The sequence below is a fragment of the Tellurirhabdus rosea genome (assembly GCF_026278345.1).
GTDB classification, from domain to species: Bacteria; Bacteroidota; Bacteroidia; order Cytophagales; family Spirosomataceae; genus Tellurirhabdus; species Tellurirhabdus rosea.
In genome coordinates, this window is sequence record NZ_CP111085.1 from 2,221,514 (window position 1) to 2,247,476 (window position 25,963).

Here is a 25,963-nt window from a genome sequence, read left to right on the forward strand (position 1 = left end):
ACCATTCAGTCATTCAAAATTCAATCATTCCCTTCAGTCCTGCTATTCCGCCACTCATGTACTTCCCGCTTTTGGTAGCTTTTTCGGGAGTATATTCTTGGCTATTTTTGAACAACCTAATTTCGTTTACCAACTTCTTTTAACCTAAGCATGAAAAAAACCGTGCTGTACGTCGCGCTGAGCCAGTGTCTGCTGTGGTCAGCAGTGGCGCAAACGCCTAAAAAAACGGCGCCCAAGGCAGTGGCCAAGCCAGCAGCGGCGACCACGCAGGGGCGCATCAAGTTTACGGAATACGACCTGCCAAACGGGCTCCACGTTATCCTGCATCAGGACAATACAACCCCGCTGGTAGCCGTCACGATGATGTACCATGTCGGCTCCAAGAACGAACAGCCGGGCCGCTCGGGCTTCGCGCACTTCTTCGAACACCTGATGTTTGAAGGCTCCGACAACATCGGCCGCGGCGATTACATGAAAATCGTCAAGAGCGCGGGCGGACAGCTGAACGCCAACACGTCCAACGACCGGACGTTCTACTACGAAGTGCTGCCGTCGAACAAGCTCGAACTGGGTCTGTATCTGGAGTCGGAGCGTCTGCTGCACGCCAAGGTCGACCAGAAAGGCGTCGAGACCCAGCGGGAAGTCGTGAAGGAAGAACGGCGCCAGCGGTACGAGAACCAGCCGTACGGCTCTTTTTTCCCGGAAGTGCTGAAGCGCGCGTATACGACCCACCCCTACAAATGGGCTCCCATCGGCTCGATGGAAGACCTGAACGCGGCAAAAATTGAGGAGTTCCGCGATTTCTACAAGGAGTTTTACGTCCCCAACAATGCCATCCTGTCCATCGCCGGCGACATCAACGTGGAGGACACCCGGAAGCTGATTGAGAAATATTTCAGCGAAATCCCCCGAGGCCCCAAAGCCCCGTATCGCCCGAAAGTGACCGAACCCGTCAAAACCAAAGAAGTTCGCGACATCGTGTACGACAACGTGACGCTGCCGGGCGTGTTCCAGGCTTACCACATGCCTGCCCAGGGCACACCGGACTACTACGCGCTGGACGTTCTGCAAACCCTGCTGGCGGGCGGCGAAAGCTCGCGTTTCTACAAGGAGATTGTGGACAAACAGCAGAAAGCCCTCCAGACGAGCGTGTTCCCGCTGGCCCTCGAAGATCCGGGTCTGTTCATCGCCATCGGCATTGCCAACATGGGCACTAAGGCCGAAGAACTCGAAGCGGCCATGGACACGGAAGTGGAGCGCGTAAAAAAAGAACTGGTCACCGACCAGGAGTTCCAGAAGGTCAAGAACCAGATCGAAACCAACTTTGTCAACCAGAACGCCCGGGTAGCCGGTATTGCCGAAAGCCTTGCCAATTACAAAATGTATTTCGGCGACGCCAATCTGATCAATACGGAGCTGGAGCGGTACAATAAAGTGACCAAGGATGACCTGCGCCGGGTAGCCAACAAATACCTGACGAAGGAAAACCGCGTCACGCTGTACTACCTGCCCAAAGCGATGGAACCGAAGAAGGAAGACAAAGGAAAATAAGTTTAGGGTTTATAGTTTAGAGTTTATAGTTGACGTCGCCTCAGATGACTCCATCCCCAAACACTAAACCATAAACCCTAAACCCTAAACTAAAGACATTTCATGAAATCAACATACATCCTCGCCGCCGCGCTGGCGGTACTGGGGCTGACAGCTCAGGCGCAGAAGCTTGATAGGTCAAAACTTCCGGCGGATGCCCCCGCTCCCACGATCAAAGTCGGCCAGCCGACCTCCTTTACGCTTGCCAACGGGTTGAAAGTGTTTGTCGTTCAGAACAACAAGCTACCGCGCGTGGCGGTCAACCTGCTGCTGGATTATGAACCCATTCTGGAAGGCGACAAGGCCGGATACGTGTCCATCGCTGGTGACCTGATGCGGACGGGCACCAAGACCCGCTCCAAAGACCAGCTCGACGAGGAAGTGGACTTTATCGGGGCTACGCTGAGCACCTCCCCGACGGGCCTCTACGCCTCTTCGCTGAAAAAGCACCTGCCGAAGCTGATGGAACTGACAGCCGACGTGCTGCTCAATCCCAACTTCACCCAGGCCGAACTCGACAAGCTGAAAAAGCAGAACAAATCGGCGCTGGCCTCGGCCAAGGACAACCCGAACGCCATCGCCAACCGCGTGGGCGCCATGCTCGTTTACGGCAAAAACCATCCGTACGGCGAGCCGGATACCGAGCAGACCATCGACAACATCACGCTGGAGGACTGCCGGAAGTTCTACGAAACCTACTACCGTCCGAACGTCGGTTACCTGGCCGTGGTGGGCGACATCACACCCGCCGAGGCACGGACGATGGTCGAGAAGTATTTTGGCAACTGGAAGCGCGGCGAGGTGCCCGCCCCGACCTACGAAATTCCGAAAGCCCCTGAGAAAACGAAAGTGGTGATTGTCGACAAACCGAGCGCCGTGCAGTCGATTGTCCACGTTCAGTATCCGGTAGTGCTGAAGCCCTATACCGACGAGTCGATCCGGGCCAGCATCGCCAACGACATTCTGGGCGGCGGCGAAGCCCGTCTGTTCAACAACCTGCGCGAGAAGCGGGGCTTTACGTACGGCGCTTATTCGTCCCTGTCGAGCGACCGGCTCGTGGGTCGTTTCCGGGCGACGGCCAGCGTACGGAACGCCGTCACGGACAGCGCCGTAGCGGAGTTCATGAACGAACTGAAGGCCATCCGCAGCAGCAAGCCGACGGCCGAAGAACTGAGCCGGACCAAGAGCGCCTTTGCCGGTAACTTCATTTTCTCGCTCGAAAATCCGCAGACGATCGCCAACTTCGCCATCAGCACGGCCCGGTACAACCTCCCGCAGGACTTTTTCGCCAATTACCTGAAAAAGATCGATGCCGTGACGGATGCCGACGTACAGCAGGTGGCGACGCAGCTCGTCAAGCCCGAAAACGCCTACATCATGGTCGTTGGAAAAGCGTCCGAGATTGCCGAAAAGCTGAAGAAATTCGGGCCGCTGGAGTTTTACGACGTAAACGGCAACAAGGTGGAAGCACCCGCCGCCGCCGCATCGGCCGCCCAGTCGGCTCCGGGCCGGACGTCTACCTCGGCCTCCGCTGCCGGGATGACGGCCCAGCAGGTCATCGACAAGTACCTCACGGCCATCGGCGGCAAAGAGGCGCTGTCGAAAATCAACGACCTCACCATCAGCATGACGACCGAAATGCAGGGCCAGACGATGGAAATGGTGCGCAAGGCCAAATCGCCCAACAAATCCTCGATGGTTGTCTACGCGATGGGCATGGAAGCGATGAAAATGGTCAGCGACGGTCAGAAGGTAAGCCGGACGGCCCGGGGCAACACCAGCGTCCTGGAGGGCAAGGAGGCCCAGCAGGTGCTGCTGTCCAACGGCCTTTTCCCGGAGATGAACTTTGCCGCCAACGGGGTTAAAAGTACGCTTCAGGGCACCGAGAAAATTGAGGGCAAAGACGCCTACGTGGTGGCCCATGCCTCGGCCGACGGCGCCGTCACCTGGACGGACTTCTACGACGTAGCGACCGGCCTGAAAGTACAGACCGTCACGGTAGGCCGCGGCCGGCAGGGCGATCAGGAGCAGGTGGTGAAAGTAGGCGATTATAAAGTCGTCAACGGCGTGAAGATTCCGCACACCATCCGCCAGAATTTCGGCCCGATGGAAATGACGCTTTCGGTCAACAAGGTAGATGTCAACAAAGGCCTCAAAGACTCTGATTTCAAAGTAAATTAATCAGGGCTGATTTTAATCAAGTTTTTCTGAGCGCGTCGGATAATTATCTGGCGCGCTTTTTGTTAATCCTGTTTTAATCAGTTTATTACCATTCGCTGCCGGGCTTACCCGACTGCCCTTAGGGGCCAGGGTCGGCAGCTTTTATGCACGGTCACGACCGTTTTACCCGAAAACTGCCGTGACGCAACGGCGATCTTGGGGTCTATAAGGAACGCTGGCAAGCCATTGAGGCCCCGGCGGCATTCTGTCACTGTCCTACAAAAGTTGAAACATGGGTAGCCCTGGAGGTCGGCACTTGTCGTGAGTCGCTGTCCTTCGGCGGGCTGCCTTTACGCGCGTCACTCCTACCGCCTGCTTAATGCCAACTTTTGCGGCTGGCCAATTCGTCGGCCGCATTTCTGTCAACCGGAATGACCAGACTGTCCAGATCGTTACCCGCTATCTTGTTTCTTTTTTACGCGTGCTGCCTCGCCGTACTTACCTACCGGCATGAGATGTGGCGCGACGAACTTCAGGCGTGGCTGATCGCATTGCAGAGCCGCAGCCTGTCCGAACTTTTCTCGAACACCGCCTACGAAGGCCACCCGAAGCTTTGGTTCATCCTGTTGTGGCTTCTGGCCAAAATCAGCGCCAGCCCGTTCATGGTGCAGGTCCTGAACTACGGCGTTACGCTGGCTTCGGCCTGGATTATCTGCTTCAGAAGCCCGTTCCGGATTTACGAAAAGGCCCTGCTCATCTTCGGTTATTTCTTCCTGTTCGAATACGGCCTGATTGCCCGTAACTACCAGATTGCCAGTTTCCTGTTTCTGCTTATTGCTCTGCGCTGGAAAGATCTGCCGGGCAGCGCCGGGTGGATTGGCGTGTTGCTGGCGCTGCTGATTCACTGCAATGCCTTTGCCATGCTGGCCGGATTTGGCATCACGGCTGCCCTGCTGCGCCGGAAGTTTCTGCAAGACAGGCTGTTTTTTCTCCGTCCGAAGGCGCTGCTGCCCTTTGTGCTGATTGGAACCAGTTTTCTGCTGTTTGTTATCTCCGTAAAACCTCCGGCAGATTCCAGTTACATTCCCGGCTGGTTTGTCGAGCTGAATGCCCAACGTATTCTGGCGGTCGTTACCCGCACCAACCTGGCCTTTTTCCCCATTCCGTCCTTCACCCATGCATTCTGGGACACGTACTGGATCAGCAATCTGCAGCTCCGGCGTCTGCTGGCTATCGCGGTGGCTGGCGGTATTTTCTACATGTTCCGGAAAAAGAGAGAACTGCTGCTCATGATGGCCGTGAGCCTGGTGATGGTTTACCTGTTTGGGTATGTCAAATCTCCTGGCGCTATGCGGCACAATGGCAATCTGTTCCTCGTTTTTATCGTCTGTTGCTGGATTTATTTTCAGGAGGAACACCGGACGCCGCCGACCCGCTGGCCTTTCTGGCTGCTGCTGCTGGGCAATTTTGTCAGCGGCCTGTACGCGGCTTCGATGGATTACCGGTACCCGTTCTCTTCCGCCAGGCAGACCGCCGACTACCTGAGAGCCGCCCACGTCAATCACTATGCCGTCGGGATCAACTACTTCCTGATTCCCGTGGCCGGTTACCTCGAAAAGCCCGGTCTTTCTCTTAATTCGCAGCTCGAACGCCCGTTTATTTTATGGCGAACGTCCGAATACTCGGACAACGTGAAGAATCTTTCGGACTCCGTGCTGGTCGAACGTTTCATGACTTACCGACAGCGCTATCCGGACGCCGTTCTGCTGATGCACCATTTTCCGCTAAAACAGTCGTCTTTCGGCGGCCAAAACAACCCGGTGCTGCGCTTGTCCACGGGTCAATACCGCCAGAGTTGCCGGCGGGCGTTTGCGGATGGCATTCGGGACGATGAGAGCTATTACGTGGTCGATCTCTCGCCCGTTCACTTAAAATCGACCGCCGCCATAACGGCCTCATCGCCCACCCGGGCGTTGGCCGGACGCGGAAACTCGGCCGTGAAGACGGTCAACTGAGCGGGAGTCAGCACGGTTGCGCCGCTTTCGTCCAGCTGGCCGTCCGGACCGAACACTTTGGAGGTATCCAGGTTAAAATGTTTTCCGATAAAGCGGTACATCGCCGCCCGTTTAGAGGGGCCGTAGTCGTGTTTTTCATCCGGAAAATGCGCGAACTCAACCTGGTCTTTTTTTCCGTAAAACCCGTAAATCCGCTGCACGTGCGGAAACTCGACCTCCGGGGTATTCTTGGTCCAGTCGCCGCCGTCGGAAATCAGCAGCATCGGGCGCGGGGCGGCCAGGGCGGCAATTTCCACATTATTCGTCTGGTATTCTCCGCGCTTGTGGACCGGCATGCCGCTCTCGCAGGCGCATCCGCCGAAAAAGTAAGCCGACACCATGACGGTCGGGACCGCCAGCGTCACCCGCGGGTCCAGTGCCGTGAGCATAAACGTCTGCGTGCCGCCGCCCGATTCGCCCGTAACGGCCACCCGCCTGGTATCTACTTCGGGCAGAGAAAGCAGGAAATCCAGACTCCGGAGGCTGTTGATCGCCTGCAATTTGAAGGCTTTGGACAGTTTGTGCTGCGAAATTGGCTTCTGGTCGCCGTAGCCCACCATGTCGTAGGCGAACACCACGGCCCCCATCCTCGCCAGAGAAGCGCAGCGTTTCTGGGTGTATTCCATCAGCCGATTGTCGAGGTTGCCGCCATGCCCGTGCGGGCAGATTACGCCGGGCACTTTGCCTTTCCGGTTCAGCGGCCGGTACAGATTCCCCGTCACATAAATGCCCGGCAGGCTTTCAAACGCCACATTTTCTACCGTATAGCCATCCAGAACCCTGCGGCTGTGCAGGATGGGTTTGGACGTGGGCCGGGGCGGCAGGGATTCCAGTTCGGCGCCGCGCCGGATTTGCGCCCGGATTTCCCCGGCCCGTTTTTTCCAGTCGGCCAGGGTCGTGTAGGCGGACGCCTGTTTTTCGAGAAAGGCTTTTCCCTGGGCTTCGGTGAAATAAGCGCCCTGGCAAAGCTCGGGAGCCGTCTGGGCGGCGGCCCCGGTCATAAGCAGCAGACCAAGGCCAATGAGGATGCGGGTTTTCATGGTTTCAAAAGCTACTGCCAAACAAAATCTATCCATAAAAGAAGTGCCTGATTCCCGGAGGACCCATGCCATATCTGTGAGATATGGCATGGGTCCTCCGGGCGCCAAAGCGGTTTTTTGCTACTTTCGCACAACGCCAGCGGACGGATTGGCGTTTACTAACCATATGAAGTCAACGCTGTCGCGCTTTTTGGTGGTCCTGGCCGTTCTGGCCGCCGTTAATCTGCTCTCTTCCTTTTTGTTTTTTCGCCTCGATCTGACCGAGGAAGGCCGCTATACCCTTTCGGATGCCACGGAAAATCTGCTGACCAACCTCGATGATGACATTCACGTCGATGTGTACCTGACCGGCGACCTGCCACCGGGCTTCAAACGCCTGGAAACCAGCATTCGCGAAACCCTGGAAGAGTTCGAAGCCCGCTCCGGCCAGGATTTCACCTACCGGTTTATCGACCCCGCCGCCATTGCCAACGAGCAGGAGCGGGTTGCTTTTCAGACCAAATTGATCGAAAAAGGGCTGAATCCGACCAACGTGCTGTCGGGCAGCGGCGGCGAACGCAGCGAAAAGCTCATTTTTCCGTATGCGCTGGTGTCGTACCAGGGTCGCGAGAAGTCGGTGCTGCTGCTGCGGGGCAACCGGGCGGCCTCGTCGGAAGAACAGCTGAACCAGTCGGTGGAAGGACTGGAATACCAGTTTGCCTCCGCCGTCCGGCAACTGACCCTCAAAAACCGGAAAGTGCTGGGCGTGACCGTGACTTACACGGACGTGCAGCCGCTGCGATTATCGGACTTGCTGGCAACCCTGCAACAGACGTACGAGGTGAAGCTGATCGACCTCCAGGCTTCCCGCGACCTGACGGGCCTCGACGGACTGCTCGTGCCCAAACCTGACCGGCCCTTCTCCGAAGACGACAAATACAAGATCGACCAGTTTGTCGTCGGCGGCGGCAAGGCGCTGTTCTTTGTGGATGGGCTGAAGATCGACAGCGTCGGGCAGGATGGCACCTACGCCCAGCCGCTGCCGCTGAACCTCGACGACCTGTTTTTCCGCTGGGGCGTCCGGGTAAATCGAAACATCATTAAGGATTTAAGCAGCGCCTTTATTCCGTTAAATGTGGGCATGTCGGGCGACAAACCGAACATTCAGCTGCTGCCGTGGCGGTTTTTTCCGTTGATTAATAATTTCGGGAAAAGTCCGGTTGTCCGGAATCTCGACGCGGTGTACACCCGTTTTGTCAGCACGATGGATACGGTGCAGGCCGCGGGCATCACCAAAACGCCGCTGCTGCTGACCTCGCAGTACACCAAACTGCTCAACGCCCCGGCGCTGGTGTCGTACAACGAAGCCCGGCAGCAGCCCGACCCGCGTACCTACAACAACGGGGTGCAGGCCATCGGCTACCTGCTCGAAGGCACGTTTTCGTCGCTCTACGCCAACCGGATTCTCCCCGGCGATCCGCGCGCCGGTACCTTCCGGGCGCAGGGCCAGCCGACGCGGGTGGTCGTCTGCTCGGATGGCGATATTCTGATCAACGACATCAATTACCAGACAAACGCCCCGTATCCCCTCGGCTACGACCGATTTTCGCGAAACACATTTGCCAACAAGGATTTTGTGGTGAATGCCGTGGATTACCTGCTGGACGACAACGGTGTGGTAGCGGCCCGCGGCCGACAGATCGCCCTGAGACCGTTGGATAAAATCCGGCTGAAAGAAGAGCGCACGAACTGGCAGCTCATCAACCTGCTGGCGCCGCTGGCAGTGGTCGCTCTGGTGGGCGTAGTGTGGCAGACGGCCCGGCGGCGGCGGTATGGCCGATAGCGCTTCGGCGGTTTTGCAGCGTTAGCCGGAGAAAAGTCCGCTGAGCGCCGATTTCCTCGGCGCAGTGCGGCCCGCTTCCGCGAAACAAACGCCCCACCGGCACTTCAACTCTCGACTAATTTTCCTAATTTTGCTTACTTACACCTACTGAAGCAAACAGGACCTCGATATGAAATTCATCGTTTCCTCTCACGTACTACTCAAGCAGCTAGCGGCGATCAACGGGGTGGTAGCCACCAATCCGATTGTGCCGATCCTGGAGAACTTCCTGTTCCGTCTGGATGAAAATAAACTGATCGTCACGGCCTCCGACCTGCAAACGACGATGATTACGGAAATCGCCGTCGAATCGTCCGAGAGCGGCGGCATTGCCATTCCGGCGAAGCTGCTGCTGGATACGCTGCGCGGCCTGCCCGAACAGCCGATCACCTTCAACATCGACACGGAAACGTTCGGAACGGAAATTCTGACGGACAACGGCCGCTACAAACTGTCGGGCGAAAACCCGATTGACTTCCCCAAAATCCCGACCGTCAACAAGAACCTGGCCGTTGAGATTTCGTCGGATGCCCTGCAAAGCGCCATCAACAACACGGTTTTTGCCACCAGCACCGACGACCTGCGCCCGGCCATGACCGGGGTGTTCCTGCAACTGGGCTCCGACAGCGCGACGTTCGTGGCCACGGACGGACACCGCCTGATCCGGTACCGCCGGACGGACATCAACTCGTCCATCGAGTCGTCGATGATCATCCCGCGCAAGGCCCTCAACCTGATGAAATCGTCGCTGCCCGAAGGCGTCCCCGTGCGGGCGGAGTTCAGCCAGTCGAACGCGTCCTTCAGCTTCGGCAACACGCAGATGATCTGCCGCCTGATCGACGAGCGTTTCCCGGACTACGAGAACGCCATCCCGACCAACAACCCGAACGTGCTGACCATCGGCCGCTCCGACCTGCTGAACTCGCTGAAGCGGATCATGATCTACGCCAACCGCACCACGCACCAGATTCGCCTGTCGCTGAAGGCCAACCAGTTGACCATCTCGGCCGAAGACCTCGACTACAGCAACGAAGCCAACGAAAAACTGCTGTGCGACTACGACGGCGACAGCATGGAAATCGGCTTCAACGGCAAGTTTCTGGCCGAAATGCTGAGCAACCTCCAGGCCAAGATGATTTCTCTCGAACTTTCTGCCCCCAACCGCGCCGGCCTGATTATCCCCGCCGACAAGGAAGAGAACGAGGACATCCTGATGCTGGTGATGCCGGTGATGCTTAATACGTACGCGTAAAATTGAATGACTGAATGAGCGGTCCGCCGCCGCGGTGATTGACTGAATGACTGCTTTGCCGACTCGGTGTTCAGTCACTCAGTCAATCACCGCGGCGGCGGACCGCTCATTCAGTCATTTCACTCATTTCCCCGTTGCGCTTCCTCAAATTCTGCTTGTCTTCTTTTTCTGCTTTCGTATATTTGGTTTCGTTGCTTTCTGTAACGAACCCTGAAGGTTCCCCATTGCTTTCTTTTTAGTCTGAATCGTGCACTCCGTCAACTGATTGGGACCTTTACTTTGAAGGATTCATTGCCAGTACATTATATAATGACAACAGGCTGGTGTTCGCCAACTTTTAACCGGCTTATTGCACACTATGAAGGTATCACCTGCGGAACCGTTTCAAATCGTCTATTCGCTGCTGGAGCACGAATTTCTGGGGTATTTATTCGAAGCTTTTGTGGTGCAGCTGAATCCGAAAGGACAATTGACGCTGCTCAACCAGACGCTTTCGTCTAAAAACGTCGGAGAATTTGCCTCGGAGCTCGATGAGACGGACTTTGAGCTGGTCCGCATGATCGACGAAATCCAGCAGGATGCCATTCTGAAGAAGTTTAACAGCCGGAAACTGTCGGCCGTCGATTTTTTCCTGAAAGTGTACGACCCGCAGAAAGGCGACAAAAACCTGCAGGAACTCATCAGCGAGTACGTCGAACGCCGCCGGGCCGATATCCTGCCCAAACTGGCGACCCGCCGGATTTTTATCATGGGCAACGACGGCAACCCCGCCTGGATGCCCCTGGAGTGGATGCCTGAAAAAGCCCGCGTATTCTTCAATTTCCACCGCGCCGACGGCCAGACCGAATATTTCCCGATCATCAAATACGGCACCGACCGGATCGACTTTCAGTTCAAGGGCGCGCTCGTGATCTGCGACCAGCCCGCGTGGATGATGCTCAACAACCGGCTCTACCATTTCGACAACAACGTAGACGGCAAGAAGATCCGACCGTTCCTGAACAAACGGAACATCGTCATTCCGCAAAATATTGAAGATCAGTATTATCAGCGTTTTGTCGCGCCGCTGATCGCCTCGTACGACGTATATGCCAAAGGGTTTGAAATCCGGAGCGATTCCCAGACGCCTACCCCGCTGCTGACGATGTCGGAGCTGGCGGCGGCTTCCCAACGGACCCAGCCTGCCCTGTTTGCCGCCAACGGGCACTCGTCCGAAGTGGCCATGATGGACCCGGACGAAGAAAGCAACGGCCAGGTCATCTTCGACCTCTCGTTCCGCTACGGCGATTTTACCTTCCGCTTCGACAGTTTCTCGGCCTCTTCCAACGTGAGCGTCGAGAAACGGAACGGAGAGTACATTTTCCACAAAATCCGCCGGGATCTGCGGATCGAGAAGAATTATCTGAACTGGCTGCGCGACAACGATCTGGACATCAGGCACGGCCGCATTTCGCTTCCCAAAAACCGGGCCTTCGAATGGCTGCAGGAGAAAAACCGGCCGCTGCGGGAGGCAGGATTCGAAATTCGCCAGAACGCCGCCGACAGCCGCCGCTATTTTCTGGGCTATTCCAGCATCGTAGTTTCGATCAACGAAAACGAGACCCGCGACTGGTTTGATATTTACGCCAAAGTTCAGTTTGGGGAGTACGAAGTGCCGTTTATCCGGCTCCGGTCGCTTATTTTGAACAAAAAACGAGAATTTACCCTGCCCAACGGGGAGATTGCCGTCATTCCGGAAGCCTGGTTTACGAAGTATTCCGAGCTGTTTGCCTTTGCCGAGCACGACCACAGCTCCGACCAGCTGCTGCTGCGGAAACACCACCTGGCGCTCGTGCAGGAATTGCAGGAAGAAAGTCTGGCGTCGGCCGTGATGAGCCACAAGCTGGAGCGGCTGCGCCATTTTGAGGAAATCAACCCGGCCCCGCTTCCCACGGATTTCCGCGGTACGCTGCGCCCCTACCAGAAGGCGGGCTACGACTGGATGCAGTTTCTGAACCAGTACCGCTTCGGCGGCTGTCTGGCCGACGATATGGGTCTGGGAAAAACCGTCATGACGCTCGCCCTGCTGCAATCGCAGAAAGAAGCCGGCCTGACCGACCCCGAAAAAGCCCGTCCGAACCTGCTGGTGATGCCCACGTCGCTGCTGTACAACTGGGAACTGGAGGCCCGCAAGTTCACGCCGAATCTGCGGATTCTGGTGTATACGGGCACGTATCGGGACAAGAACACCGCCCAGTTCGACCAGTACGACCTTATTCTGACCTCGTACGGCATCGTCCGGATCGACATTGATCTGCTGAAACTGTACCGCTTCAACTACATCATTCTCGACGAATCGCAGGCGATCAAAAACCCGACCTCGCACATTACGAAGGCCGTCATGCACCTCGACTCGGCCCACCGGCTCATTCTGACGGGTACTCCGCTGGAAAACAGCACGATGGACCTGTGGTCGCAGATGACCTTTATCAATCCGGGTCTGCTGGGCAGCCAGACCTTTTTCCGGAACGAATTTCAGATTCCGATCGAAAAAAAGAACGACGAGGCCAAAACGCAGCGGCTTTACGGCATCATCAAGCCGTTTCTGCTGCGGCGGCACAAATCGCAGGTGGCGCTGGACCTGCCCGAGAAAGTGGAGAACATCCATTACTGCGACATGACGCCCGAGCAGGAAAAGCAGTACGAAGAAGCCAAATCGTACTACCGCAACCTGATTCTGGAACGGATTGAAGAAGACGGCATGGCCAAATCGCAGATGGTGGTGCTGCAGGGCCTGACCAAACTCCGGCAAATTGCCAACCATCCGCGCATGATCGACGAGACGTACGAGGGCGATTCGGGCAAGCTCGAAGACGTGGTGATGCGCCTCGAAGGAGCTATGGCCGACAATCACAAGGTATTGATTTTCAGTCAGTTCATCAAGCACCTCGATGTCGTGCAGCAGTACCTGAAAAAACAGGGTATCCGCTACGCCTACCTCGACGGCTCGACGCAGGACCGCCGGGAGCAGGTGGCTCTGTTCCAGACCAATGAGGAGGTAAAGCTGTTTCTGATTTCGCTCAAAGCCGGCGGGCTGGGCCACAACCTGACCGCCGCCGATTACGTCTTCATCCTCGACCCCTGGTGGAATCCCGCTATTGAGGCGCAGGCCGTGGACCGCGCCCACCGCATCGGGCAGCAGAAAACGGTCTTCACCTACAAATTCATCACGCACAACACCGTGGAAGAGAAGATTCTGGACCTTCAGCGGAGCAAACAGCGGCTAGCCAGCGAACTCATCACCAGCGAAGAAAACTTCGTCAAAGCCCTCACGAAGGAGGATATCATGGTACTGCTGGGATAGACTGAATGGCTGAATGACTGAATGGCTGAATGACTGAATAGCTTCGCATCAATGCAAAAGCTGGCGGAGCTAATCAGTCATTCAGTCATTCAAAATTCAATCATTCCCTCCCGGTAGCCATGCCGTGAACGTCGCTCCCTGGCCTAATTGGCTGCTGGCCGAAAGGGTTCCGCCATGACTTTGCACCACTTTTTTGCAGATCGCCAGGCCGATGCCGGTGCCTTTGTACACCGAACCGTTGTGCAGGCGGCTGAACGGTTCGAAGATTTGCGCCATGTACTTTTCGTCGAAGCCGATGCCGTTGTCGGCAACGCTGATTTCGTAACCATCGGCAACGGGGCGGGCCTCAATCCGGATGTGCGGCGGCACCTGGGGACGCTGGTATTTTAGGGCGTTGGTCAGCAGGTTCTGAAACAGGTGGCGGATTTGACCCGGCATCAATTCCAGTTCGGGCAGCGGACCGACCTCGATCTGCGCCTGCTTCTCGCGGATGATTATGTCCAGTTCGTCAATCACCTCCCCGACCAGGTCCTGTAGATTGACCTTTTTAAACGTTTCTTTCTGGTTGCTTACCCGGGAATACGTCAGCAAATCCCGGATGAGGGCCGAGGAACGGGCGGCGGCCAGTTCGATCCGCTCAAAATACGGGCGCACATTATCCGTCAGGTCCTCCGCAAACGAGTCGGCAATCAGACTGATGTAGGTATGAATTTTTCGCAGGGGTTCCTGCAAATCATGGCTCGCCACGTAGGCAAAGCGCTGGAGGTCTTCGTTCGAGCGTTGGAGTTCCGTTATTTTTTCTTCGAGCGTGGCTTCGTAAGCGCGAAGCTGCATTTCGTTCTGCTCCCGCTTTTCCAGCTCGGACCGCAGGCGGCGATACCCCACCAGCAGAATCAGGAAAATAAACAGCAGCAGCACCACCGACAGGCTATTGGTATACTGAAAAAAGCTCTCCGCGCGGCGGTTCCGGTCTTTGAGCAGACTCTGTTCGACCTCAATCATCACGCGGACTTTTTCGGAAATTCTGATGGAAATCTGTCGGCCAGTCTCCACGAGCCGGGCGACCTCGGCCGGGTCCGTTTTGCTTTTCAGCTTTACCTGCCGGTCCAGAATCGCCAGTTTCTGCGCCGTCAGTTTCTGAAGCTCACCGACCCGGGCGGACTGGGACGGATTGTCATCGACCAGCGTCCGGAGGGTTTGCAGATGAGCGGGCAGGGAATCTTTAGTCGTGCGGTAAGGCGTGAGAAAAACGTCTCTTCCGGTGAGGGTGTACCCCCGAACGCCCGTTTCCGCATCGGCAATCCGGTGGGACACGTCCTTGAGCTGGTCTATCACCTGGTAGGTATGAATCACCCACTGGTTGCTCTGCTCCTCCCGCTGGTGAATGAACAGGGAAAGGCCAAAGCCGCAAATAACAAGACTAAAAACAATGAAAGCGCCGATAGCAATCTGGTTGCTCAGGCGCTGTATGGCGGCTTCCATCGGGCCAATCAGTAGGGATTATCTTTCCAAAATTAACCAATAAATTCCCTCCAAAGCACAATCATTTTCCTATTCTACAAAATTTAACGGCTTTTTAAGCTCCTCAAAAAGGGGTCACCTTTACCGCTCAGCGGAGGTAAACTCCGGCCCGCTCCCCGTCGCTCACGATCACCTGCACGTGTTCGGTCAGGGTGGTAGACAATTCGTAGCCGATATAATCCGCCGCTACCGGAAACCGTTTGTGGTTGCGGTCCACCACCACGGCGACCTGAAGTTTTCGCAGGGGAACGCTCAGGAAGGGCAGCAGGCTGAAGGCCAGCGTACGGCCCGTGTTCAGAACATCGTCGACCACGACCACCACTTTTTCCGTATAAACGTCCGCCTCCGCATCCAGATGAATGGCCGGCTGCTGCGCCAGGGATTTATCCAGTTCGATCTTTAACAGCGTGACTTTCAGAGGAGAAATGTGTTGAAGTTCGAACGCCAGCCGCTGGGCCAGCACGTAGCCTTCGCCCGAAACGCCGGCCAGCACCAGGTCGGTTTCTTCAAAATTATTCTCGTATATCTCGAAGGCAATGCGCCGGATTTTCTGCGTCAGCTGAAGATTGGTCAGAATCTGGGTTGGTTGTGTCGTCATAAACTGGAAAGTGTCCCCGCCGCAAAAATGAAAAAATTCCGCGAAGAGCCCGCCGTTCTGGCACCATTTATGATTTTATCAGACACTGACTGGAGGGCCGGGTGCTTCTGAGCGCATCGGTCGTACTCACCGTACACTTGGAAAAAGAAAGGCTCTGATTAAACGGAGCCTTTTCTTATTTTTGTGCTTTCTTTTTGCAGACAAAAGAGAAAAGACAAGAGACAAAGGACCTGATGCCGCTTTCCTCGTCTTTTGTCTCTTGTCTATCGTCTTACGTCTCTTAAATACCGTTACATAAATGACCATTAAAACAAAGAAGTACGCGCTCGACCAGAAAACCTACCTTAACCTGATCATGCGCAGTTGGTTCAAGACGCACTGGTACTGGCTGGCTATTCCGCTGGTGCTGATCGTGGTCAACATCGTGCTGTATGCCACCGACGTGGTGGATGTCTACTGGCCGGCGATCCTGCTCTTTATCGGGACTCTGATTTACGTGCTGTTCTGGGCGGTGCAGTTTACCGGCATGACGCAGATGGAACAGGCCAAGCCGCTGTTCGACAAATACGTCTACGAAATCGACAGCCGGTGGATTATGCTGTGGAAAAATGCCCGGGAAGGCGGCAAGCTGGAATGGAAGCAGTTTACGGCCGTCCGCAAAGATAAAGACGCCTACATCCTGACCATGTCCAACGACGCGGCGATGCAGAACGTCAAAATGAACTGGTTTATGAAACTCGTCGCGAAAGGCATGACCGGCGCGCAGTTTCTCTACCTGCCTTACTCGATTTTCGGCAGCGAAAACGACCTGCGCTTCATGGACGCTATCCTGAAACGCAAAGGGCTGCTGGCCGAAAACGCCTGATTGCCGAAATCACCCTCCACTACCCCCGGTTCGTCTGTGCCGGGGGTAATTTATTTTCCTGTAAAACCCATGAAAAAACACTTCATTAGCGGCCTGCTGGCACTCTGTCTCCTCGGGGCGGCCCCCTCGGCCGACGCCCAGATGGCTACGACGGGTAAATCCGTCACCCTGAACGACATCTGGGGCAGCAACGCGGGCGTTTTCAGCCAGCGCACCGTTTCGGGCGTCAACTGGATGAAGGCCGGCGGCTTTTACACTTCGCTGACAGGCGGCAAGGTCGTGCGCTACAACATCACCACCGGCCAGGCCGCCGAAACGCTGTTTGACGAACAGACGGCCACTGTGGACGGCAGCAGCCAGCGCATCGACCTGGAAGATTACCAGCTCAGCGCCGACGAGCGGAAACTGCTCATCACCACGCAGGAAGAGCCGATCTACCGCCGGTCGAGCAAAGCGGAGTTTTACGTGTACGACCTGGACACCAAAAAGCTGACCCGGCTTTCCAAAGGCGGCAAACAGCAGTACGCGACGTTCTCGCCGGACGGCAAACGCGTGGCTTTTGTGCGGGCCAATAACCTGTTTGTGGTCGATCTCGCCAGCGGACAGGAAACCCAGCTGACCAGCGACGGCAAGTTCAACGAAGTCATTAACGGCGGTGCCGACTGGGTGTACGAAGAAGAATTCAGCATGGCCCGGGCCTTCGAATGGGCGCCCGACGGCAGCAAAGTGGCGTTTATCCGCTTCGACGAAAGCCGCGTGCCGGAGTACAACATGCAGCTCTGGGGCAAGCTGTATCCGACGGACTACCGCTTCAAATACCCGAAAGCCGGGGAGGCCAACTCGGTTGTGTCGGTCTGGGTGGCAGACGTAGCTTCCGGCAAAAAGACGAAAGTCGATACCGGCACCGAAACGGACATTTACCTGCCCCGCATCAACTGGACGCAGAACCCGAACCTCCTGTCGGTCCGGCGTCTGAACCGCCTGCAAAACCGCATGGACCTGCTCCACGCCGATGCCACCACGGGCCAGACCACGGTGGTACTGACCGAAACCAGCCCGACGTACGTGGACCTGGAGGCGACCGACGACCTGACCTATCTGGCCGACGGCAAAACGTTCATCCATTCCAGTGAACGCGATGGGTTCAAGCACCTGTACCTCTATGACCTGAGCGGCAAGCAGATTCGGCAGTTGACCTCCGGACAATGGGAAGTGGTCAATTTTCTGGGCATCGACCAGAAGGCCAAAGCGCTCTACTACACGTCTACGGAAGTTTCGCCCCTCGAACGCCACCTGTACCGCGTGACGCTGGACGGCAAAACCAAAACCCGTCTGACGACGCAGGCCGGTACGAACACCATCAACATCAGCCCGGACTATGCCTATTACCTCCGCTACCTGGCCGCGGCGGATTCGCCCATGACCGTGACGGTCGAACAGACACAAGGCGCCAAACCGGCCAAAACGCTGCGGATTGTGGAAAACAACGCCCCGCTGCGCAGCCGCCTGGCCGAATACGCCCTCTCTCCGAAGCGCTTCTTCCAGTTTACCACACCCAACGGCACCGCCCTCAACGGCTGGATGATTCGCCCGATGAACTTCGACAGCACCAAACGGTACCCGGTGCTGATGTTTGTCTACGGCGGTCCGGGTTCGCAGACGGTCAGCAACAACTGGGAGGCCCGCGACTTCTTCTGGTACCAGACGCTGGCGCAGAAAGGATATATCATCGTGTCGGTCGATAACCGCGGCACGGGAGCCCGGGGCAAGGAGTTCCGGACGGCTACGTACGCGCAGCTTGGCAAGCTGGAAACGGAAGACCAGATTCTGGCGGCGAAGTACCTCGGCGGGCTGCCTTACGTGGACAAAAGCCGGATTGGCATCTGGGGCTGGAGTTACGGCGGGTACATGTCCTCGCTCTGCATGACGCTGGGGGCGGATGTCTTCAAAACGGGCATTGCCGTCGCGCCGGTCACGACCTGGCGGTTCTACGACACCATTTATACCGAACGCTACCTGAAGCGGCCGCAGGACAACCCGTCGGGCTACGACGACAATTCGCCCCTGACCCATGCCGCGAAGCTGAAAGGCCCGTTCCTGCTCGTCCACGGCACCGGCGACGATAACGTGCATTTCCAGAACTCGGTAGCGTTTGAAGAGGCGCTCATCAAGGCGAACAAGCAGTTCCGGTCGTTCTACTACCCGAACCGCAACCACGGCATCGGGGGCGGCAACACCCGCCTGCACCTGTACCAGATGATGACGGAATTTATCGAGCAGAATCTCTAGTATCCCCGGGCTTCAGCCCAAAACCCTTCCAATGGCCGGCGAGAATCGGCCATTTTTATTTTCACCCAAAAAGAAAGCGGCCGGTAAAGACACCGGCCGCCGAACAAAATTAATTTCCGTACCTCTTACTTCGCCTGGTTGTTGAAATCCACGACGGTCACATCCGCCAGCCAGGAGCCGACTACTTTCCCGAACTCTTTGTGAGCCGGGTGCGGCAGGTAGGCATCGCGGTCCTTTTCGCTGTCGAACGTCAGGATGAACGCGTGGGTGAGGCCCTTGTTCAGCTTTTCGGGGCTGTTGTTGGTTCCCCACTCAAGGCGTTTGATTTCCTTGATTTTGGACGGCAGCGCCTCGAAGGCCGCCACGATTTCGGCCACTTTCTCGGGTTTTGTTTCGGGCTTGAACTTGAAAAGAACGATGTGCTGAACCACCTGTTTGTTCATTTTTTTAGACGATTGGGCCAATGCGCCGGTGAGTGAGAGCGCAAAAAGAGCAATGGAGAAGATGACCGATTTCATAAAAAATAAGGCTGAATCTTGAATAAAAATGCTGAATGGCTTCGCAACTTAGGCAATTACGGCCGCATTCATAATTCAGGAGTCTGGATTTTCTACTCTACTGTTTTTCCGGATAAGGAATAATCAGCCTCTCGCCCCGCTGGGCAAAGTCCTTCGTTTTGCCGTTGGCCTTCATGAGAGCTTCCTTACTGACGCCGTATTTTTCGGCCACCACGCGCAGCACATCCCCCGGCCCCACCGTGTGTACGGCCCGGACTTTCACTTTCAGTTTGGTGACGTCGGCTTTGACCGCGTTGTTCTCCAGATCCGGGTTAAGCGCCTTCAACGTCGTCACGCTCATGTTGTACTTGCTGGCGATGCTGTAGACCGTCTCCCCCGGCCGAACGGTATGCGTGTGCGAAGAACCTCCGGCTGGCACGGCCGCTTTCGCCACTTCCGGCTTCTTCTCGACGGGCTTTTCTTCCCGCTTCGGGGCAGTCTCCTCGGCTTTGGGCTTTTCGGTCTCCCCACTTTCCGCCAGGCGGGCATTCTCCTCCTTTTTGGTTTCGGCCGGCGCAATGTCGTCCTCGACCGGCGGTTCCGCCTGCGACAGATCGACCGGGGCGTTCCGGCTCGACGTATCGATTTCCATCGGCGAAACCAGCTCCGGCTCGGTCGGCAGCTGGGCGACCTGGTTCTGCGAGGTAGTATCCAGCGAAACGTTGGTCAGTTCCTCCGAGCCCTGGGTATTGTCGGCAATGTATTCGTAGCCGATGTACAGCAGCGCCACAATGGTCATCAGCAGCACGACCAGCGTAATGACGGGCAGGCTGGAGGTTTCGGTTGCGTGCGAGTTACGTTTTGATGCCTCGGAATTCATAAATTATCAGGTGTGAAGTAGGAGATGTGAGGGTTAGGTATGAGGTGTGAGGTATGAGGTGGCTCCGCCGGTTTGTTCGCTTTCGGGCGGAGCCACCTCACACCTCATACCTAACACCTCATTTCTCATACCTTTTCTTCGTTTCTTTACTCATTTCGTCTACCTTCTCCTTCAAATTCTCCTTGTACTGCTGCAGACGGTCAGCCAGCGCCTCGTCCGACGTGCCGACGATCTGCGCGGCCAGAATACCGGCGTTCCGGGCTCCGTTGAGCGCTACCGTGGCTACAGGGACCCCGGACGGCATCTGCAGAATCGACAGCACGGAGTCCCAGCCATCAATGGAATTGCTCGATTTGACCGGCACTCCGATAACGGGCAGGGTCGTCAGCGAGGCAACCATGCCTGGCAGATGGGCGGCCCCTCCCGCTCCGGCGATGATAACTTTCAGTCCGCGCTGGCGGGCAGTCTTTCCATATTCCACCATTTTCTCCGGCGTCCGGTGCGCCGATACAACGTCAATTTCGTACGGAACCCCGAGTTCCGCCAGTATGTCGGCAGCTTCCTGCATGACCTTCAGGTCCGAGCTGCTGCCCATGATAATTCCAATCATAATTTCAGTTATGAGTTATAAGTTAAGAATGATGAGTAGGCTGTCGCCCGCAATCCTTAACTCCTAACTCATAATTCTTAACTCACAACTTTAATGCTTCTTTTGATGATGTCTGCTTTCGCCTGAATCTGGCTTAAGGTCTCTCCAATAACGGTAATATGGCCCATTTTGCGAAACGGACGGGTTATTTTTTTACCGTAGAGGAACGGGAAAACGCCCGGCATGGCCAGCAGCGTCTCCATGCCCTCGTACCGAGCGGGGCCGTCGTGGCCGGGTTCGCCAAGCAGATTGAGCATGGCGGCGGGCGTCAGAATGGCTGTATCGCCCAGCGGCAGGTTCAGGATGGCCCGCCAGTGCTGTTCAAACTGGGACGTTACGTTCGCCCGGATGGTGTGGTGCCCGCTGTTGTGCGGACGGGGAGCCACTTCGTTGATGAGGATTTCTCCCTTTTTGGTCAGAAACATTTCCACCGCCAGCAACCCGACGATGCCGAATGCCTCGGCCGTGCGGCGGGCGATTTCCTGCGCCTGCTGGTTGATTTCCTCCGTGATTTCGGCGGGAGCAAACAGGTACTCGACCAGATTCTGTTCCGGATGAAAAACCATCTCCACGGTCGGAAAAACCGTGACTTCGCCGTTCTCGCTCCGGGCCACAATCACTGCCAGTTCCTTGTGAAAATCGACCGCTTTTTCGAGCACGCCCGGCGCGTCGAAGGCTTTGTCCGCCTCCTCTACGGAGGCAATCCGCTGCACACCCCGGCCGTCGTAGCCATCGCGCCCGAGCTTATGGAAAGCGGGCAGGAAATGGGCGTTCACCCGGACTTCTTCGCGGGTGCTGGTCAGGATAAAATTCGCCGTAGGCAGGTTGTGGTCGCGGTAAAACTGCTTCTGCGCCCGTTTGTCCTGAATCGTCCGGATCACCGACGGCTGCGGATAGACCCGTTTGCCTTCGCGCTCCAGGGCTTCGAGGGCATCCACGTTTACGCGCTCGATCTCGATGGTCAGCACATCGACCGTCTGCCCGAACTGGTACACGGTTTCGTAATCCGTGAGGGAGCCCTGCGTAAACGACGTGGCGAGGTGGCGGCAGGGCGCTTCGGCGTCGGGGTCCATCACATGCACCGCCAGGTTCCAGTCGATGCCCGCCTGCAGCAGCATCAGGCCAAGCTGTCCGCCGCCGAGGATACCGATGCGGGTCTGAGGATTAAAATTTGTCATAGGGAGAAAGTTGGCGCAAAAATAGGGTTTTCGCACAACTCAATTCATACCTGCCGCCGGAACCGCTTTCTGTTCAGGATGTTTTTCTGTGAAATTGGTTAGTGATTCAGGGATTTAGCGGTTCAGCCCTCCGGCAAATCACCGTACTCACCTCATTCAACAAGGGACGAAACCATGAACCTTCAATATGTCACCGACTCGCAGGGCACTCCCACTTGCCGATTGGGAAGCTCTACCGGCCCAATACCACTTGCCGGACTCAGACAATGAGCCGACAGAGGAAATTCTGAACGGTATCAAAGAGGCGCTGGAGGAAGTGAAGCTGCATCGGCAGAGAAAAAAAGCTAAAGCCCCTTGACGAGCTGCTCGATGAGTTATAGCCTTCTTACATCCGAGCGCTTTGATCGGGAATTAAAACGACTTGCCAGAAAATATCCGTCCTTCAAGTCAGACCTTGTCCGGTTGGGAACCTCCCTAAAGGAAAACCCAACGCAGGGCACTTCCCCCGGCAAAGGCTGTTACAAAATTCGACTTGCCATTGCGTAGCGGCGGCGGACGGGTCATTACGTATGTGCAGGTAGAAAGATAGAATCATTTCTTGCAGATTGACGCGGATTTTTAACGCAGATGTTCGCCGATTTTTCTGTGAAAATCTGCGCTTAAAATCCGCGTCAATCTGCGAAAAACCCTTCATTTACTGCGTTTTCTCCACTACGCCGCCCTTCCGGCTATCGACCGTGACGGTCAGTTTGCCGGGGTTGCCGCGGACAATCCAGCGGGCCTTCACAAAACCCATGCCCGCAATAGTCGGCACTTCGACGGTGGCCGGGTTATTCTTCTGCTCCCGGGTCAGGCCAAAATCGGCGTTTTCGACCAGCATGCCTGCGACCACGTTCGCCCCTTTGAGCGTGATGTAATCCGGCCGCTCGATCTTGTACTTGACGTCGTGGGCCGAGTGCGTCGGAATCACGCGCTGGTTCACCACCGTGGCCGTCACTTCTGTCAGGCCGTTGCCCAGCGAACGGGTTTCGATGGTCGGAATGTCCAGTTTCGGCGTGTGGTGCGCGTGGAAAAGCGTGAAGGCCATGTTGCGGTGCGCGTCCTCTTCGAGCATGAAACCGGGGTGGTTCCGGATGTAGTTCTTCTTCGGACCACCGATTTCGACATCGCCGTACTGCGGGTGTTTGTAAGGCTTCCAGGCCACATACGCGTCGTCGAACAGGAGGTATTTGCCGAACGTGTTGAACTCGTCGTTCTGGAACCGGTTGCTTTCCTGCGGCTTCTGCCGGTACAGCAGGTAAGAGGTCATCAACTCATTCGAGAACGTGAAAATGCCCCGCCCCAGCGCCATCCAGTCGATTTCGCCGCCGTAAACGGTGTACAAATCCTTGTAAATGACGTAATAATTGTAGCCGGGAATGATCTTCTCACCTGTTCTGCCAATCACGTCGTACACCGCTACGTCCGACTGCGAGTAGTACTGCTGGTCTTCCTCGGCCCCCGGTCCGCGCAGGAACATGCCGCCGTAGTTGTGGTAGCTCTGCGCCCCGGCAATGTTGGGATGGGCCATGATGTACTTCTTGATGGCCTGCGTCTCGGGCAGCGTGCCGGGGTAAAACAAGGCCCCGCTCTGGATGTAGTCCGGCTGCCAGCCCCAGCCCCAGTCGCGGTTGGGGTCGTAACGGCCCACCACGTCTTCGTTCACCTGCCCGTCGCCGTCGTTGTCGATGCCTTCGATGCCCAGCAGTTCGTACTCGCCCGGCTCCTCGGGTTTGGCCGGAATCATGCGCGTGGGGTCGTTCGGGTCCTGTTTCCAGCGGCCGAGCGGCGATTTCCGGCGCATCTGCACAATGTTGCCGTCGCCGTCGAGGTCGTCGTATTTGTCTTCGTCCACGTAGCCGTCCCCGTCGTCGTCCATCGGCATCATGCCCGAGCGCGGCGAGTTGGCGTTGTTCGGATTCCGGATGAAGTCTTCGCGGGCGTCGGGGTTGATGGTCGGGGAAATGTAGAACGTTTTATCCTTCAGCAGATTGGTGATGAACTCGACGTTTCCGAAGTTTTCGGCCAGGTACCAGGCCGTGTACATGGCGATCTCCGACCCCTGCAATTCGTTCGAGTGGATGTTGCCGTCGATGTAAAAACCCGGTTTGCGGTCAGCATTGCCCGTTTTGAAATCCGAAACGACCAGCACCCACAGGTCGCGGCCCTGAAACGACTTGCCCATCGACTCCACGCGCACCAGGTTCGGGTGGGCTTTGGCCATGTCCTGGCAGAATTTCGTGATGCCCGCGTAGTCGTTGTAATGGTTCCAGCGCATCGGCACTTTGGGATTGGCCGGCGAGCCGACCGCCCGCATGCCGGTCAGGTCCGGGTTAACCTCGGCGGGTTTCTGCTGGGCAAAGGTGGTATAGGAAAAAAGGCTTAGCGCCAGGATGAATAGCTTTTTCATGGTTTATCGGAGGGTTACGTCTACTGATTTGGTGCCGGTCATGGCGTTGCCCGCTTCGAGCGTGGCGCGGCCGGTGCCGCTGACGAGGAAGCTCACTTCCACCGATTCGCCCGCCGCCATTGGCCCGCGCAGAATCATCCGGCGGCCCGAAACGACGCTCTGGCCGTTGCCCAGCTTCATTTCGATTTTCATCTTCGGCACAAACCGCACCCGGTCGCCGATTTCCGCCCCCGTCGGCAGCAGCCCCTTGTTGACCACCTGGGCCGTCACGCGCGTCAGTCCGCCGCCCAGAGCCTCCGTCCGGACGTTCACGACGTCGATGACGGGCATCTGCCGCGCCAGCGCCGTGACAAATTTCAGGTGCCGGTCCGCCGCCTCATTCAGAAACGATACCGGCGGGTTGTACTTCGCAAACGGGACCATGCCGCCCACCTCCGCCCGGCGACCGGGGAAGTCCGGATGCTCCACGGGCGTCCAGTTTACGAATCCATTGGGCACGTTGTTGGCCTGAGCCCAGCGCAGAAACCGAATATCCTCGTTGTCGGAAGGTTTCGCCGCCGGGGCGTCTTTTGTTCCTTGTCCTGCCTCTTTTGCCTCTTTCGGTGCCCACCAGCCCGGGGTCGAGAAGCTCAGGCGGCCGTAGTGGTAATAGGCGGTCTGGGCGAAATTCCCTTTGGCGGCGGGCATGGCCGGAGCGTCTTTCAGTCCGGTCTGCGCGTTATAGAGCTTCGAAACATGGTCGCCCGCGGTGGCGTCTTTTTCGAGCGGCCCGGTCACGATGCGGCGCGCGGTTTTTGCCCGGTCGAACTTGGGCGCTTCCGAAAGGTTGTTGTACGGCCCGAAGGTCAGCACGGCATAGACGTTCGGGGCTTTGTAAAGAAAATCCAGCAGTCCGCGCACTTCGGGTTCAGAAGCCGCCATTTCGCCCGAACCGGGCACAAAAATCGGGTAGTCGAACGTGAAATTCTTGTCGAGATGAACACCGCCGGGGCCGTCTTCGTTGAACTGGCCGTCTTTGTCGTTGTCCGTCCCTTCCGAGATGATGAGGTAGCGGCCGGACTCTCCTTTGGCGGGGTCGGCTTTGACCAGCACGCGCGGGTCGTCCTTGCTGGGCACGAAGGTGCCGGTCGGGTCTTCCACGCGGACCTGCGTAATGAGGCCGTCGCGGTTGAGGTCTTCAAACGGATCTTCGCCCGAGCGGCCGTCGCGGTCGTCGTCGGTATCCGAGCCGTTGCCGGGGCGCTCGTATTTAAGGGCGGCGGTGGCCTGTTCCAGGGCGTCGGCGTTTACATTCGGGAAGATGTAGAACGTTTTGCTGTTGAGCAATTGCGCCACGCTGTCCTGCCCGGAGGCCGCCAGCAGCTTTTCGGCCAGCTGAACGGCGAGTTCGCTGCCGGCCGGATGGGTGCCGTCAACGCCCGCAACAATGGCCACGGCCGGTTTTTTGGCGGCATCGCCCCGGCCAAGCGTCAGCACATAAACGGCTTTGCCGCTGCGGGTCGTCCCGACGGATTCCATGCGCGAAAGCGCCGGATATTTGGCCGTCAGGCTGCGAAGACGGGTCGTCAGCTGGGCATGGGAGTGATAACCGGGGGTTTGGGCGAGCGAGAGACTACTGACCAGACATCCGGCCAGCATACAGGATAGTAAACGGGTATTCACCATGCAAGTACGGTTGATGAATTAGGAGTTGGGTTGAAACAAACGCCCAAAATACGAAAAAAGCCGCTCCCTTTT

Annotated in this window: 17 protein-coding genes; 8 read left to right on the forward strand and 9 right to left on the reverse strand. The window is 56.9% G+C overall.

Annotated features, from left to right (window positions below):
- Positions 1-150: 150 nt before the first annotated feature.
- From ORG26_RS09295 to ORG26_RS09305, 3 genes are all read left to right on the forward strand, one after another.
- Positions 151-1,551: a M16 family metallopeptidase gene (locus tag ORG26_RS09295; RefSeq protein ID WP_266368672.1), complete on the forward strand. Its 1,401-nt coding sequence runs from the start codon at positions 151-153 to the stop codon at positions 1,549-1,551.
- 102 nt (positions 1,552-1,653) lie between these two features.
- Positions 1,654-3,771: an insulinase family protein gene (locus ORG26_RS09300; RefSeq protein ID WP_266368674.1), complete on the forward strand. Its 2,118-nt coding sequence runs from the start codon at positions 1,654-1,656 to the stop codon at positions 3,769-3,771.
- Positions 3,772-4,214: 443 nt separating this feature from the next.
- Positions 4,215-5,765 carry a hypothetical protein gene (locus ORG26_RS09305; protein ID WP_266368675.1) on the forward strand — a complete coding sequence of 517 codons (1,551 nt, stop codon included), beginning with the start codon at positions 4,215-4,217 and terminating at the stop codon, positions 5,763-5,765.
- Here the strand turns inward: ORG26_RS09305 and ORG26_RS09310 are convergent.
- Positions 5,675-6,844, reverse strand: a complete 1,170-nt coding sequence (locus ORG26_RS09310; protein WP_266368677.1) for an alpha/beta hydrolase family protein — start codon at positions 6,842-6,844, stop codon at positions 5,675-5,677. The two genes, ORG26_RS09305 and ORG26_RS09310, sit on opposite strands and share 91 nt — an antisense overlap.
- Before the next feature lie 166 nt (positions 6,845-7,010).
- Between ORG26_RS09310 and gldG the strand changes: the two genes are divergently transcribed.
- The 3 genes from gldG to ORG26_RS09325 all read left to right on the forward strand — a co-directional run bounded on the left by gldG (position 7,011) and on the right by ORG26_RS09325 (position 13,300).
- Complete coding sequence (gldG, locus tag ORG26_RS09315; RefSeq protein ID WP_266368679.1) at positions 7,011-8,666, forward strand: gliding motility-associated ABC transporter substrate-binding protein GldG; 1,656 nt, start codon at positions 7,011-7,013, stop codon at positions 8,664-8,666.
- A gap of 169 nt (positions 8,667-8,835) precedes the next feature.
- Entirely contained in the window at positions 8,836-9,957 is a 1,122-nt protein-coding gene (dnaN, locus tag ORG26_RS09320) for a DNA polymerase III subunit beta (RefSeq protein ID WP_266368680.1), read from the forward strand.
- A gap of 358 nt (positions 9,958-10,315) precedes the next feature.
- Positions 10,316-13,300, forward strand: coding sequence for a DEAD/DEAH box helicase (locus tag ORG26_RS09325; protein ID WP_266368681.1), 2,985 nt, complete (start codon positions 10,316-10,318; stop codon positions 13,298-13,300).
- A gap of 96 nt (positions 13,301-13,396) precedes the next feature.
- Here the strand turns inward: ORG26_RS09325 and ORG26_RS09330 are convergent, their stop codons facing one another.
- Entirely contained in the window at positions 13,397-14,782 is a 1,386-nt protein-coding gene (locus ORG26_RS09330; RefSeq protein WP_266368682.1) for a sensor histidine kinase, read from the reverse strand.
- Positions 14,783-14,909: 127 nt separating this feature from the next.
- Positions 14,910-15,419 carry a phosphoribosyltransferase family protein gene (locus ORG26_RS09335; protein ID WP_266368684.1) on the reverse strand — a complete coding sequence of 170 codons (510 nt, stop codon included), beginning with the start codon at positions 15,417-15,419 and terminating at the stop codon, positions 14,910-14,912.
- Positions 15,420-15,717: 298 nt separating this feature from the next.
- Between ORG26_RS09335 and ORG26_RS09340 the strand changes: the two genes are divergently transcribed.
- Together ORG26_RS09340 and ORG26_RS09345 are read left to right on the forward strand one after the other, a co-directional pair.
- Positions 15,718-16,284, forward strand: a complete 567-nt coding sequence (locus ORG26_RS09340) for a YcxB family protein (protein WP_266368685.1) — start codon at positions 15,718-15,720, stop codon at positions 16,282-16,284.
- Between the two features lie 69 nt (positions 16,285-16,353).
- The gene (locus tag ORG26_RS09345) at positions 16,354-18,573 is read left to right on the forward strand and encodes a S9 family peptidase (protein ID WP_323134398.1); all 2,220 of its coding nucleotides are present in this window, start codon (positions 16,354-16,356) and stop codon (positions 18,571-18,573) included.
- A gap of 125 nt (positions 18,574-18,698) precedes the next feature.
- Here the strand turns inward: ORG26_RS09345 and ORG26_RS09350 are convergent, their stop codons facing one another.
- From ORG26_RS09350 to ORG26_RS09375, 6 genes are all read right to left on the reverse strand, one after another.
- Complete coding sequence (locus tag ORG26_RS09350; protein WP_266368687.1) at positions 18,699-19,091, reverse strand: Dabb family protein; 393 nt, start codon at positions 19,089-19,091, stop codon at positions 18,699-18,701.
- 97 nt (positions 19,092-19,188) lie between these two features.
- Positions 19,189-19,950, reverse strand: coding sequence for a LysM peptidoglycan-binding domain-containing protein (locus tag ORG26_RS09355; protein WP_266368689.1), 762 nt, complete (start codon positions 19,948-19,950; stop codon positions 19,189-19,191).
- A gap of 118 nt (positions 19,951-20,068) precedes the next feature.
- The gene (purE, locus tag ORG26_RS09360) at positions 20,069-20,560 is read right to left on the reverse strand and encodes a 5-(carboxyamino)imidazole ribonucleotide mutase (RefSeq protein WP_266368691.1); all 492 of its coding nucleotides are present in this window, start codon (positions 20,558-20,560) and stop codon (positions 20,069-20,071) included.
- 77 nt (positions 20,561-20,637) lie between these two features.
- Positions 20,638-21,717, reverse strand: a complete 1,080-nt coding sequence (locus tag ORG26_RS09365) for a 5-(carboxyamino)imidazole ribonucleotide synthase (protein ID WP_266369353.1) — start codon at positions 21,715-21,717, stop codon at positions 20,638-20,640.
- A 754-nt stretch (positions 21,718-22,471) separates the two neighbouring features.
- The gene (locus ORG26_RS09370; protein ID WP_266368692.1) at positions 22,472-24,226 is read right to left on the reverse strand and encodes a M14 family metallopeptidase; all 1,755 of its coding nucleotides are present in this window, start codon (positions 24,224-24,226) and stop codon (positions 22,472-22,474) included.
- Between the two features lie 3 nt (positions 24,227-24,229).
- Complete coding sequence (locus ORG26_RS09375; protein WP_266368693.1) at positions 24,230-25,864, reverse strand: M14 family metallopeptidase; 1,635 nt, start codon at positions 25,862-25,864, stop codon at positions 24,230-24,232.
- Positions 25,865-25,963: the final 99 nt, after the last annotated feature.